Annotated in this window: 12 protein-coding genes; 5 read left to right on the top strand and 7 right to left on the bottom strand. The window is 77.6% G+C overall.

The features are described 5' to 3' along the window. Positions 1 to 8: 8 nt before the first annotated feature. From ACI79R_RS10400 to ACI79R_RS10370, 7 genes are all read right to left on the bottom strand, one after another. A complete protein-coding gene (locus tag ACI79R_RS10400) occupies positions 9 to 1,178 on the bottom strand; it encodes an alkaline phosphatase family protein (protein WP_456573533.1) in 1,170 nt (389 codons plus the stop codon). After that, positions 1,175 to 1,921: a class I SAM-dependent methyltransferase gene (locus ACI79R_RS10395; RefSeq protein ID WP_456573532.1), complete on the bottom strand. Its 747-nt coding sequence runs from the start codon at positions 1,919 to 1,921 to the stop codon at positions 1,175 to 1,177. Before ACI79R_RS10395 ends, ACI79R_RS10400 begins: the two co-directional genes overlap by 4 nt. Positions 1,922 to 1,979: 58 nt before the next feature. Further along, positions 1,980 to 2,459, bottom strand: coding sequence for a VOC family protein (locus ACI79R_RS10390; RefSeq protein WP_456573531.1), 480 nt, complete (start codon positions 2,457 to 2,459; stop codon positions 1,980 to 1,982). Between the two features lie 71 nt (positions 2,460 to 2,530). Beyond that, the gene (locus ACI79R_RS10385) at positions 2,531 to 3,148 is read right to left on the bottom strand and encodes a GDSL-type esterase/lipase family protein (protein ID WP_456573530.1); all 618 of its coding nucleotides are present in this window, start codon (positions 3,146 to 3,148) and stop codon (positions 2,531 to 2,533) included. 65 nt (positions 3,149 to 3,213) lie between these two features. After that, positions 3,214 to 6,969 carry a DNA polymerase III subunit alpha gene (locus tag ACI79R_RS10380; RefSeq protein ID WP_456573529.1) on the bottom strand — a complete coding sequence of 1,252 codons (3,756 nt, stop codon included), beginning with the start codon at positions 6,967 to 6,969 and terminating at the stop codon, positions 3,214 to 3,216. Further along, positions 6,966 to 7,478 (bottom strand): SAV_6107 family HEPN domain-containing protein, encoded by a 513-nt coding sequence (locus tag ACI79R_RS10375; protein WP_456573528.1) that lies wholly within the window; start codon positions 7,476 to 7,478, stop codon positions 6,966 to 6,968. Before ACI79R_RS10375 ends, ACI79R_RS10380 begins: the two co-directional genes overlap by 4 nt. Then, entirely contained in the window at positions 7,478 to 7,804 is a 327-nt protein-coding gene (locus ACI79R_RS10370; protein WP_456573527.1) for a DUF6504 family protein, read from the bottom strand. The genes ACI79R_RS10375 and ACI79R_RS10370 overlap by 1 nt, the downstream gene beginning before the upstream one ends. Before the next feature lie 253 nt (positions 7,805 to 8,057). Here ACI79R_RS10370 and ACI79R_RS10365 point away from each other — a divergent pair, with 253 nt between their 5' ends. The 5 genes from ACI79R_RS10365 to ACI79R_RS10345 are packed head-to-tail and all read left to right on the top strand — an operon-like array spanning position 8,058 to position 12,730. After that, entirely contained in the window at positions 8,058 to 8,576 is a 519-nt protein-coding gene (locus ACI79R_RS10365) for a YbaK/EbsC family protein (protein ID WP_456573526.1), read from the top strand. After that, on the top strand, positions 8,573 to 9,166 hold the full coding sequence (locus ACI79R_RS10360) for a GNAT family N-acetyltransferase (protein WP_456573525.1): 594 nt from the start codon (positions 8,573 to 8,575) through the stop codon (positions 9,164 to 9,166). The genes ACI79R_RS10365 and ACI79R_RS10360 overlap by 4 nt, the downstream gene beginning before the upstream one ends. Then, the gene (locus tag ACI79R_RS10355) at positions 9,163 to 10,800 is read left to right on the top strand and encodes a phytoene desaturase family protein (protein WP_456573524.1); all 1,638 of its coding nucleotides are present in this window, start codon (positions 9,163 to 9,165) and stop codon (positions 10,798 to 10,800) included. Before ACI79R_RS10360 ends, ACI79R_RS10355 begins: the two co-directional genes overlap by 4 nt. Continuing rightward, positions 10,797 to 11,597: a carotenoid biosynthesis protein gene (locus ACI79R_RS10350; protein ID WP_456573523.1), complete on the top strand. Its 801-nt coding sequence runs from the start codon at positions 10,797 to 10,799 to the stop codon at positions 11,595 to 11,597. The genes ACI79R_RS10355 and ACI79R_RS10350 overlap by 4 nt, the downstream gene beginning before the upstream one ends. Then, positions 11,594 to 12,730, top strand: a complete 1,137-nt coding sequence (locus ACI79R_RS10345; RefSeq protein ID WP_456573522.1) for a glycosyltransferase — start codon at positions 11,594 to 11,596, stop codon at positions 12,728 to 12,730. Before ACI79R_RS10350 ends, ACI79R_RS10345 begins: the two co-directional genes overlap by 4 nt. Positions 12,731 to 12,733: the final 3 nt, after the last annotated feature.

Here is a 12,733-nt window from a genome sequence, read left to right as displayed (position 1 = left end):
GGCGCTGCTCAGCCCAGCGCGCGACCCCGGGCCACCAGCAGGGGGATCGCCAGCTCCGTGGCGGTCAGCGACCCGTGGTAGGCGCGCAGCCGGCTGGGGCCCGGCTCGCGCCGGCCGGCGGTCATGACCCAGTTCCCCCGGGCGAGGGCGACCACGTCGCCGATCCGCTCGGCCACGGCGCCGGCCACCGGGCCGAAGACGCCGGTCGCCACCGCCTCGTCGCGGCCGGCCACCCAGGCGCGGTGCCCGAGCTCGGCGCGCCAGCGGGCCACGACGTCGTCGGCGGCGCCGGGGACGGTGTGCAGGTAGCGGGCCCGCGGCTCGCCGGCGAGCAGCCGCACCCCCTCGAGCAGCTCCGGCTCCTCGTCGAGATCCAGCCGCGTGTGCGCGGAGACGTCGAGCATGCCGTGGTCGGCGGTGACCAGCAGCGCGGCGTCGTCGGGCAGGCCGTCGACGACCTGGGCGACGACCCGGTCGACCAGCTGCAGCTGGGCCCGCCAGCTGGGCGAGTCGACGCCGCGGATGTGCCCGGTGAGGTCGAGCTCGGCGGTGTAGCCGTAGACCAGGCTGCGCGGGGCGGCCGCCAGCGCGGCGAGGACCCCCGCGGAGAGGTCGCCGGCGCTGACCGTGCCCGAGTAGTCGGCGCCGCGGTAGGCCGCGCTGGTGAGGCCGGAGCCGGCGAAGGCGTAGGGCGCGACGGCGGTGACGGCGAGGCCGGCGTCGGCGGCCTGCTCGAAGACGGTGCGCTGTGCCTGCCAGTCGCGGGGGTCGGGGTCGTCGGCCCAGGCGGTGTGGTTGAGGGTGCGGTCCTCCCCCGGCACGGCGGTGACGAAGCCGAGCACGCCGTGGCTGCCCGGCGGCAGGCCGGTGCCCAGCGTGGTGAGGCTGACCGGGGTGGTGCTGGGGCACGGCGCCTGCAGGTCGCCCAGCGGGCCGGGCAGCGCGGCGAGGGTGGGCGCGAGGTCGGCGTGCGCGCGGACCAGGTCGGCACCGAGCCCGTCGACCAGGAGGACGGCGACCCGGCGGGCGCCGCCGAGCAGCTCGGTGAGGCCCAGCGGATCGGCCGGCAGGTCGCCGCGGGACACCGGGACGCCGAGGGCGGCGGCCGCGCCGGGGAGGACGTCGGCCAGCGTGGCGGTGCCGTAGGCGGGACGGGCGAGGTCGGCCGGGAGGGTCACGGGCGGGTGGCGAGCAGGTGCAGCCCGGTGGCGACGTCCCGGTAGGGCGAGGTGCCGGCCAGCGCCAGCTCCAGGCGGCGGACGGCGTCGGGGCTGGCGCCGGAGGCGGCGTCGAGCAGGTCGGCGACGACGGAGACGCCGCGCCAGGGACCGGGCTCGAGGCCGGCGTCGCGGACGAGCGCCAGGAGGTCCTCGGGGCCGAACCGGCGGCGGGCCGGCCGGGCGCGGCCGGGCGCGGGGTCGCGGTCCTCCAGCAGCGCCAGGGCCTCGACCGGGTGGCCGCCGAGCGCGCGGGCGAGCACGGCGCCGGCGCGGTTGGCGGTGAGCACGCTGAGCGTGCCGCCGGCGCGCAGGGTGCGGGCCATCTCCCCCAGGGTGACCGCGGGGTCGTCGACGACCTCGAGCACGGAGTGGCAGAGCACGAGGTCGTAGCCGCCGTCGGCCGGCACGGGCAGCTCGTGCAGGAGGTCGCCGTCGCCCTGGACGCCGCGCACCCGCTCGCCGACCCCCTCGGTGGCGGCCCGGCGGGCCAGCGTGGCGAGGGCGTCGGCGCTGGGGTCGACCACCGTGACGTCGTGCCCGAGGCGGGCCAGCGGAACGGCGAGGATGCCGCTGCCGCCGCCCACGTCGAGGACCGTCAGGGGCGCGCCGGCCCGGACCACCGGGTCGAGGGCGGCCCAGACGGCGGCGGTGCGGGCGGGCAGCTGCTCCGCGGCGGGCGAGGCAGGGGCAGACGGCGGCACCCGTCGGAGCCTAGTGGCGCGGCGGCCGGCGCACCGGTCGTCGCGCCTGCCGCCCCTGTCAGGCCGGGACGCCGTCGGCGGCGCGGCGGATCTCGGCGAGGTCGATCCTGCGCATGCCGAGCATCGCCTGGGTGGCCCGCATCGCCCGCTCGGGGTCGGGGTCGCCGAGCAGCGTGTACAGCTCCTCGGGGATGACCTGCCAGGAGACGCCGAAGCGGTCCTTGAGCCAGCCGCACTGGCTCTCCTCGCCGCCGTCGGTGAGGCGGCTCCAGTAGTGGTCGACCTCGTCCTGGTCGGCGCACATGATCTGGAAGGAGATCGCCTCGCTGAAGGTGAACTCCGGGCCGCCGTTGAGGGCGGTGTACTCCTGCCCGTCGAGGGTGAAGGCGACGGTCATGACGGTGCCCTCGGGCAGCGGCATGTCCGGCCCGTAGCGGGTCACCGCGCCGATCGAGGAGTTCGGGAAGACCGAGGTGTAGTGCACGGCGGCCTGCTCGGCCTGGTCGGTGAACCACAGGCACGGGATCTGCTTGGGCACGGTGGGCTCCTCCGCGGGCGGGCCGGCGGGCTGCCGGCGTCAGGAGGGGAGACCGCGGCAGGCGGCCGAACTCATCGGCCGGCCGGGGAGCTGCGGTCCAGCCAGGCCAGCCAGTGCGGCAGCACCAGGCCGGCGAGCTCGGCGTAGCCGGCCGCGGCCGGGTGGGCGCCGTCGCCGGCGGCGACCTCGGCCATCCAGGTGCTGCTGGCGCGCAGTGGCGCGTGCACCGGCACGTGCGGGACGCCGCGGTCGGCGCAGACGGCGGCGAGGCGGACGTCGAGCGCAGCGGTGCGCTCGTCCTGGGCCGGGTCGGCGACCGGCGGCGGGCCGACGACGAGCACCGGCCACCCGCGCTCCGCGATGCCGTCGAGCACCGCGGCGAGGTTCGCGGCCGACTGCTCCGGCGGCACCCGGGTGCCCGCGCCCTCCGCGGTGGTGTCGTTGACGCCGAGGGAGACCACGACCCGGCTGTCCCACTCGCCGCCCAGCCGCGCGGCGCACTCGGCGGTCCAGCGGGCGCGCACGTCGCGGCTGGTGTCGCGGCGGACGCCGAGCACGTAGCCGGTGAGGGGCCGGCCGGCGGCGGCGCTGCCGGCGCAGAGGCGCCCGACCCAGCCCCGGTGCTCGGGATCGCCCACCCCCGCCACGAACGAGTCGCCGACGAAGCACACGCGCAGGTCCGGGGTCACGCAGGCATGGTGCCGGGCACCGGCACCATGCCCGCGCTCGGTGCCCCGCGCTCGGTGCCCCGCGCTCAGTGCCCCGAGCTGCCCGGGCTGGAGTGCCACAGCTTCCGCGGCGCCGCCGCGGCCCGCCGGGCCGCCACCTTGGTGTCCTCCCCGGCCGGCTTGATGTCGGCGTAGGGCGACATGCGGAACCCGGTGGGGTGCACCAGCACCGGCCGCACCACCACCGGCCGCGACCCGTGCGAGGCCGCCGCCCCGGCGATGGCCTGCTCGGTGTACTCCCCCGGCGCAGCCATCAGCTCGGCGACCGCGGCCGGCCCGCCGGTCTCCCAGGCCTCGTGCAGCGCCGGCAGCTCCCACGCCCCGGTGGCCCGCAGCGAGACACCGCGCGGCCCGGTGCGCCGCAGCACCCCGCGGATGACCAGCAGCCACGAGTGGAACACCGTCGCGGCGTAGGGCCCCTGGGCGTCCTCGAAGAAGGTCGAGTCGGTGCAGCCGGTGCCGTCGTCGAGGGTCACGAACACCACCCGCCGGCCCGACCGGATCGGCGGCGTCTGGGTGGCCACCTTGACCCCGGCCACCAGCACCTCCGCGCCGCTGCGGCTGCCGAGCAGCTCCCCGGCGGGCACCGCACCGATCGCGGACAGGAACGGCCGGTAGAAGTCGACGACGTGCCGGCTGGCGTCCAGGCCGAGCACCTCGAGCTCGGCGCGCACCAGCTCGGCGTCGGTGAACTCGGGCAGCCCGCTGCCGGCCGCCCACTCCAGCGTCGTCTCCTCCGGAGCCGGCTCGTCGCCGGGCAGCTCCAGCCCCATGAGGTCGAGGCTGAGCTGGCCCACCGAGCCGGCCTTCGCCCCGCTGCGGGTCCAGCGGTCGAGCTCGCCGATCTGCAGCAGGAGGTCGCGCCGGGTGACCTGGCCGCGGGTGCGGGTGGGCCGCCCGGCCTCCCGGTCGCGCACGCCGAAGCCGTAGAGGGAGTCGAAGCCCCCGGCGAGCACCAGCCGCTCGACGACCGGCCGGGACACCGACGCCCGCGACCAGAAGTCGGTGAGCGAGCGGTAGGGCTGGCCGGCGACGATCCGCGCCACCTCGTCGTCGGAGATGCCCTTGACGTCGGCCAGCGACAGCCGGATGCCGTAGCGCGACGGGTCGGCCATCGACGGCGGCATCCACTCCGGTCGCGACCACGGCCGCTCGGCGGGGTCGACCCGCTCCACCCGGTAGGTGTCGGCCGAGGCGTTGACGTCCAGGCCCAGCACCCGGACGCCGAAGTTGCGGGCGTCGTCGAGGATCAGCCGCTTCGGGTACATGCCCGGGTCGTGGGTGAGCACCCCGGCGAGGAACGCCGCCGGGTGGTGGGTCTTGAGCCAGGCCGACTGGTAGGTGGGCAGCGCGAACGCCGCGGCGTGGGCCTTGCAGAAGCCGAACGAGCCGAAGGCGACCAGCACCCCCCACACCTGCTCGACCACCTCGACCGGATAGCGCTGCAGGGCGGCCGGCATGAACCAGGCGCGCACCTCGTCGTGCAGGTCCTTCTCGCCCAGCGCCCGGCGCACCTCGTCGGCCTCGGCCAGGGTGCACCCGGCCATCTGCGCCACGATCTGCAGCACCTGCTCGTGGAAGACCACCACCCCGGCGGTCTGCTCCAGGTACGGCGCGAGGTCGCGGTGCGGGTACACCGGCTCCTGCCAGCCGTTCCGGGCCAGCAGGAACGGGGTCACCATGTCGCTCTTCACCGGACCGGGCCGGAACAGCGAGATGTCGACGATGATGTCCTCGAACGTCTGCGGCCCGAACTTGCCGACCAGCTCGCGCTGCCCGGGCGACTCGATCTGGAACATCCCGAGCGTCCGCGTGCTCCGGATCAGCTCGAAGGTCGTCGGGTCGTCGCGGGGGACGGCGTCGATGTCGACCTCCTCGCCGTCGACCCGGGCCACCTCGTCGAGGGCGTGCGCGATCGCCGACTGCATCCGGATGCCCAGCAGGTCGAGCTTGAGCAGCCCGAGCTCCTCGACGTCGTCCTTGTCGAACTGGCTCATCGGATAGCCGAGGTAGCTGTTCTCCACCGGCGTGCGGTCCAGCAGCGTGGCGTCGGACAGCAGCACCCCGCACGGGTGCAGCGCGATGTGCCGCGGCAGCCCGTCGAGCCGGGCGACCAGGTCGAACAGCAGGTCGAGGTCTCCGGTGCCACCGGCGCGGCGGGAGCCGTACCGGCTGGCCCGCAGCTCCGGCAGGTCGCGCAGGGCGGCGTGCACCTGGTCGGCCCGGATGTGCGGGAAGGCCTTGGCCACGGCGTCCACCTCGGCCGGCGGCAGGCCCAGCGCGGCCCCGACGTCGCGGATGGCGTGCCGCACCCGGTAGGTGTCCATCATCGAGATGCAGCTGACCCGCTCGGCGCCGAAGCGCTCGATCACCGCGTCGTAGACCTCCATGCGCCGGGCGGACTCGACGTCGATGTCGATGTCGGGCAGCTGGTGGCGCAGCGGCGAGAGGAAGCGCTCCATCAGCAGCCCGTAGCGGATCGGGTCGACGTCGGAGATGCCCAGCAGGTAGGTGACCAGGCTGCCGGCACCCGACCCGCGGGCGGCCGCCCTCACCCTCAAGCTCGAGATGAGGTCGACCACGTCGGCGACGGTGAGGAAGTAGGACGGGTAGCCCAGCTGCTCGATGACGGCCAGCTCCTCCTCCAGCCGCCGCTCCACCTCGGTGCTGCGGCCCATCCCGCGCCGGCCCAGGCCCGCCTCGCAGCGGGCCCGCAGCACCTGCGCCGGGCTCATCCCCTGCTCGGCGGCGGTGGTGACCACGTCGAGCTCGGGATAGCGGACGGTGCCGATGCCGAGGTCCTCCCGGACGTCGACCGCACACTGCTCGGCCAGCCGGGCGGTGCGCTCCAGCAGCCGGAGGGCGGCGTCGCGGTCGGGGCCGACGAGGTCCTCGGCGACCTCGGCCATCTCCTTGCCCGACTTCAGGTAGCCCTCGGCGGTGCGCCGGTCGACGTGCCGCTGGTCGAGGGCGACCAGCCGCCGGGAGGCGTCGAGGACGTCGGCGGTGGGCGCGTCGAGGGCGTCGACGTAGCGGACGGCGTTGCTCAGCACCACCGGGACGCCGGCCTCCGCGGCGAACCGCAGCATCGCCTGGGCACGGGAGCGGTCCCCCCGGCCGCGGTGGTGCACCACCTCCAGCGCCAGCTGCCCCGGGCCGAACACCGACCGCCAGGCGGCCAGCCGCGCGGCGGCGACGTCGGCCCGGCCGGCGGCCAGCGCCCGCCCGACCGGGGAGTCCGGCCCGAGCAGGGCGACCAGGCCCAGCGGGTGCTCGGCGGCCAGCGCCAGCGAGCTGACCGGCTCGCCACGGGTGCCGCGCAGGTGCGTGGCGCTGGTGAGCCGGCACAGCGACCGCCACCCCTCGCCGTCCCGGGCCAGGAAGGTGACCCGCGGCAGCCGCGGGTCGACGCTGGCCCCGCCCCGGGCCGGGGACCGGCGCCCGCGCGCGGCGGCACCGCCGGGCTCCTCCGGCGGGCCGGGGCGGCGCGACCGGTGCCGCGGCCCCGACGGCCCCTCCCCCAGCACGTGCGCCAGCGCCGGCGGGACGGCGGTGTCGACCGTCGGGGTGACCGCGAGGTCGACCCCGAACAGCGGCCGGATGTCGGCCGACCGGCAGGCCAGGGCGAACTTGACCGCGCCGTAGAGCCCGTCCCGGTCGGTCAGGGCCAGCGCCCGCATGCCGTGCTCGGCGGCACGCGCGACGAGGTCGGCCGGGTGGTTGGCCCCGTACTGCATGGAGTAGCCCGAGGCGACGTGCAGGTGGACGAAGGGGTCGGTCACCTCCGGCGGGAGGTGCCGCGCGGGGTGGCGCCCCGCGAGGTGGTGCCCCGGTGCGCGGTGCCCCCGACGACCCGGGGCCGCGGAGCGGGCTCGGGCGTGGCGGCCAGGCAGCTCTCGACCACGGTGAGGAAGGCAGCGACGTCCCGGACCAGGTCGTCGGCCTCCCGCTCGGTGACCGCGTGCGACAGCCCGGCCTCCGCCGCCGCCCGCTTGGCGGCGCCGGCGGCGAAGAAGGTGGCCCACTCCCCCAGCTCGGGGGCGACCTCGCCGAGCAGCACCCAGGCGCTGCGCGGCCGCCGCCGGCCGGACTCCGGGCGGGTGCGGGCGGCCAGCACCGCCGCGGCGCCGCGCAGCGCACCGAGGTGGGCGGTGGCGTAGCGCTGCCGCACGTCGGTCGTCGCCTGCGCCTCGGCCAGCCCGCGGTGGGCCTGGTCGAGCAGCTGGGCGGCGGCCACGGGCACCGGCGGGGGCAGGGGCAGCTGGTCGGCCACGGCGTACACGGCGCCCATCAGTCGTGCACCCGCACGAGCGACCAGCGGTTGTCCGCGGCGTCCCAGCACAGGTCGTAGACACCGGCGAAGCTCATCCGCGACCGGCCGGCGCGCACGGCCTCCAGCCGCCACACCTCGCGGGGGGCGACCAGGTCGGCCGAGGCCCCCTCGCCCGGGGCTCCCGCACGCCGCCACCACGGTGGGGTCTCCACCCAGGAGTCGAGCAGCTCGCCGACGACGTACCGGGACTGCCCGCGCCAGAACTGCACCGGACCGAGGGGCCCCCGCTCCACCTGGACCTCCTCGCCGACCCGACCACCGACCCCGTCCAGCACCCGGCTCATGTCCACTCCCCACCGCTGTCGCACCCGGCGCGCCGGCCCGACCCGCACCGCGGGTGGGGAAGGACCCGGCCGGCGCGGAGAGCGACGCAGTTCGAACGCCTGTTCGAACACGTCGAGTACACCCGACCCCCGAGCCGCCGTCAAGCCGGACGCGCCCCGGCGCGCCGGCCCCGTGGGTCCGGCGGGCGGAGGGCAGCCCGGGGTCGCGGTCCCGCCCGGCGCACCCGCCCCCGGCCGGTGGCAGGATCGGGACATGAGCCGACCCGAGCACCCCCGGGTGGCCGAGATCGCCCGCCTCCTCGCCGAGGCCGGCGCGACCGGCGAGGTGCGCGAGCTCCCCGACAGCGCCCGCACCGCCGCCCTGGCCGCGGCGCAGCTCGGCGTGCCGGTCGGGGCGATCGCCAACAGCCTCGTCTTCGACGTCGGCGGCGAGCCCCTCCTGGTGCTCACCAGCGGCGCCCACCGGGTCGACACCGACGCGGTCGCCCGGCTGCTCGGCGTGCCCGAGGTCCGGGTGGCCCGGCCGGAGTTCGTGCGGGAGCACACCGGCCAGCCGATCGGCGGGGTCGCCCCCATCGGCCACCCGGCGCCCATCGGCACCCTCGTCGACGTCGAGCTGGCCCGCTTCCCCGAGGTGTGGGCGGCCGCCGGCCACCCCCGCACCGTCTTCCCCACCACCTACGACGAGCTCCTGCGGCTCACCGAGGGCACACCCGCCGAGGTGGGTCCCGGACCGTCGGAGACGGCCTTCCCCGAGGCGGTACGCGCATGACCGGCACCACCCCCGCGACACGGGTCACCGAGCTGCCCACCCGGTGGATGCGCGACCACATGCACGAGGCGCTGTCCATCTACGGCGCGGCGATGGGCTACTCCCCCTCGGTGGTCGCCGGCCGCTACGGCTACGCCATCCAGCACACCGAGCGCACCGGCTTCCGTGCCGTGGGCGCCTTCGCCGAGGGGCCCGACGGGGAGCACCTGGTCGGCTTCGGCTACGGCTACGAGGTGGCGCCCGGCCAGTGGTGGCACGACCAGGTGCGCGCCGCGCTGGACCGGCGGACCGCCAAGCGCTGGCTGCCCGGCGCGTTCGAGGTGTGCGAGCTGCACGTCCACCCCGACTACCAGAGCCGCGGCCTGGGCCGGCAGCTGCTGCACGCCCTGTGCGCCGACCTGCCCAACCCGGTCGCGCTGCTGTCCACCCCGGACGCCGACACCAAGGCCTTCCGCCTGTACCACGCCGACGGCTTCGTCGACCTGGCCCGCGGCTACCACTTCCCCGGCGACGCCCGGCCCTTCGCGATCCTCGGGGCGCGGCTGCCGCTGCATCCACCGGGGTCCTCGCCGGCGAACTCCCCGGCGTGACCTCCTCCGCCGCCACCCTCGACGCCGTCGTCGTCGGCTCGGGCCACAACGGCCTGGTCGCCGCCTGCTACCTGGCTCGGGCCGGCCTGCGGGTGGAGGTCGTCGAGCGCGACGAGGTGCTCGGCGGTGCGGTGTCGACCGTGGAGCGCTGGCCCGGCGTGCGGGTCGACCGCGGCTCCAGCGCGCACGTCATCGTGCGGCACAGCGGCATCGTCGAGGACCTGCAGCTCGCCGACCACGGCCTGCGCTACCTCGACTGCGACCCGTGGGGGTTCGCCCCCGCGCCGGCGCCCGGCTCCCCCGGGCCGGACGGGCGGCCGCTGGTCTTCTCCGTTGACCTCGAGGCCACCTGCGCCTCGATCGCCGCGGCCTGCGGTCCGGAGGACGCCGCGGCCTACCGGCGCTTCGTCGGCGTGTGGGCCCCGCGCAGCCGGGCCGTGGTCGCCTCCTTCGGGCGGGCGCCGACCCCCGGCGCGCTGGTCCGCTCGTTCTGGCCGCTCGGGGCGCCGTCCGGCGGCCGGCCCCGCACCCCCGGCGGCGAGCTGGCCGCCGACTTCCTGGGCTCCGGTGACGCGCTGCTGGACCGCTGGTTCACCAGCGAGCGGCTCAAGGCGGCGCTGGCCTGGTTCGGCGCGCAGTCCGGCCCGCCGATGTCCGAGCCCGGCACGGCGGCCATGGTCGGCTGGGTGGCGCTGCTGCACGAGGTCCCGCCGGGCCATCCGGTGGGCGGCTCCGGCGGGCTGACCGCCGCCCTGCGCCGGCGGCTGGAGGCCGACGGCGGCCGGGTCGCGCTCGGCGACGCCGCCGCGTCCCTGCTGGTGGAGGACGGCGCCGTCGCGGGCGTGCGGACGGCGTCCGGGCGGGAGCTGCGGGCACCGGTGGTCGTCGCCGCCTGCCACGTGCTGGCCACCCGCGACCTCGCCGGGGCCGCCGCGCCACCCGCCCTGGCCGACCTCGACCCGCCGCTGGGCAACGGCTTCGGCCTCGTCGTCCGCGCGCTCACCGACGCCCCGCCGTCCTATCCGGGGGCGTCCCCCGAGGAGGCGCTGGGCGGCCTGCAGCTCCTGTGCACCGACCGCGCCCAGCTGGCCGCCGCGTACGGCGACTGGGGTGCCGGCCGGCTGCCGCGCGAGCCGGTGCCGCTGGCGATGTGCTTCTCGGCCGGCGACGACACCCTCGCCCCGCCCGGGCAGCACGTGGTCACCGTCTGGGGCCAGTGGTACCCCTACGCGCTGGCCGACGGCGCCGACTGGGACGCGATCGCCGAGCCCGCCGCCGAGGCCCTGGTGCGTGCCGTCGACCGGTACGCCCCCGGCTTCGCCGACTCGGTGCGGCAGCTGTACGTGCAGACCCCCGTGCTGCTGGAACGCGAGCTGTCCCTGCTGCGTGGCAACGTCATGCACGTGGAGATGGGCCTGGCCAGCATGTTCACCCTGCGCCCCTCCGCCGCGCTGTCGGGCTACCGGGTGCCGGGGCTGCCCGGCCTCTACCTGGCCGGCGCCTCCACCCACCCCGGCGGCGGGGTGTCGGGCAACTCCGGCCGGTCCGCGGCGCGGGCGGTGCTCGCCGACCGGCGGCCGCTGGCCCGTGCCCGGCGCGCGGTCGGGCGGGCTCTCGCCGGAGCGCGCCGGTGAACGTCCCGGCCGCCGTGCGGCTGCGCCGGGTGGGTGTCCGGACGGCGGTCCCGTGGGCGCTCACCGCCGCCCTGGTGCTCACGGCGATCGCCTATCCGCTCACCTCGGGCGACGCCCGCAACGGGGTGAGCTGGGCGATCGTGCTGCTGGGCAGCGCGCTGTCGGTCACCCACGCGACGCTCAGCCGTGGCGGGCGCACCGGCGCCGGGGTGCTCGGGCTCGTGGCCGTCACCGCGGTGGCGTTCGAGTCGGTCGGGCTGGCCACCGGCGTGCCCTACGGCGAGTACTCCTACAGCGACGACCTCGGGCCCACGCTGCTCGGCGTCCCGTTCCTGGTGCCGCTGGCCTGGCTGATGATGGCGTGGCCCAGCTGGCTGCTCGCCGTCCGGCTGACCGGCGCGGGAGCGCCCCGGCCGGCGCGGGTGGCCGTCGCCGCGGCGGTGTTCGCGGCGTGGGACGTCGTCCTCGACCCGCAGATGGTGCAGGCCGGGTACTGGACCTGGGCGCACCCCGACCCCGGGCTGCCCGGCATCGACACCGTGCCGCTGACCAACCTGGCCGGCTGGCTGGTCGCCGGGCTGGTGCTCATGGCCCTGCTCGACGTGCTGGTCGCCCGCACCGCGGCGCCTCCGCGCACCGGCGACGGCGCGCCGCTGGCCGCCCTCGCCTGGATGACCCTCGGCGGCGCGCTGGCGCACGCCGGCTGGCTGGACCTCCCGGGGTCGGCCGCGTGGGGCGTGGTCCTCGCGGTGCCGGTGCTCGTCACCCTCGCCGTCCGGGCCCGGCGCGGCCGATGAGCCGGCTGGTGGCCGCGCTGTCGGCGACCGCCGCCGCCGGGACGCTGCACGCCGCGGTCAACCTCGCGCTGCTGCGCCGCCCGCCGCGGCAGCCCCCGCCGGTCCGCCGGCCGGTGACCGTCGTCCTGCCCGTGCGGGACGAGGAGGCGCACGTCGGCGACTGCCTGACCGCAGTGCTGGCCCAGCGCGGCGTGCGCGACCTGCGGGTGGTCGTGGTCGACGACGGCTCGACCGACGGCACCGCCGCCGCCGTCCGCGGGCACGCCGATCCGCGGGTGCGGCTGGTGTCCGCCGATCCCCCGCCACCGGGCTGGCTGGGCAAGCCGCACGCCTGTGCCACCGGCGTGGCCGAGGCCGACGACGCCGCGGACGACGAGGTGCTGGTGTTCCTGGACGCCGACGTGCGGCTGGCGCCGGACGCGGTGGCCGCCGCGGTCGCGGTGCTGGAGCGGCACGGCCTGGACCTCGTCTCCCCCTGGCCCCGGCCGGTGGCCGGCACGGCCGCCGAGCGGCTGGTGCAGCCGCTGTCGCCGTGGCTGTGGGCGACGACCCTGCCGCTGCGGCTGGCCGAGCGCTCCCCGCGCCCGTCGCTCACCGCGGCCAACGGCCAGTTCCTGGTGGTGACCCGGCGGGCCTACGTCCGCGCGGGCGGGCACACCGCGGTGCGCGGCGAGGTGATCGAGGACGTCGCCCTGGCCCGCGCGGTGAAGCGGGCGGGCGGCCGGGCGGTGCCGGTGGCCGGCGCCCGGCTGGCCGACTGCCGGATGTACGAGGGCTGGGCCCAGCTGGAGGCCGGGTACACCAAGTCGCTGTGGGCCTCGGTGGGCGGCTCGCCGGCCGGCAGCGCCGCCGCGGCGGCCGCGCTGACCGCCGTGTGGGTGGTGCCGGCGCTGGCCGCGCTGGGCGGCTCGCGCGCCGGGCTGGCCGGTTACGCGGCGGGCGTCGCGGGCCGGGTGGTGACGGCGGCGGCCACCGGCACCCGGGTGTGGCCCGACGCGCTGGCCCACCCCCTGTCGGTGCTCGCCTTCGACCTGCTGCTCGCCCGCTCGATCGCCGGGCACCGCCGCGGCACGCTGGCCTGGCGGGGGCGGCCGCTCGGTGCGGGGGCCGACGGGCCGGGGTCGGCGGGCTGACCG

Source organism: Blastococcus sp. SYSU D00820 (genome assembly GCF_054050695.1).
The sequence above is the reverse complement of the archived record's forward strand: the minus strand, read 5'-3'. Positions and strand labels throughout refer to the sequence as shown.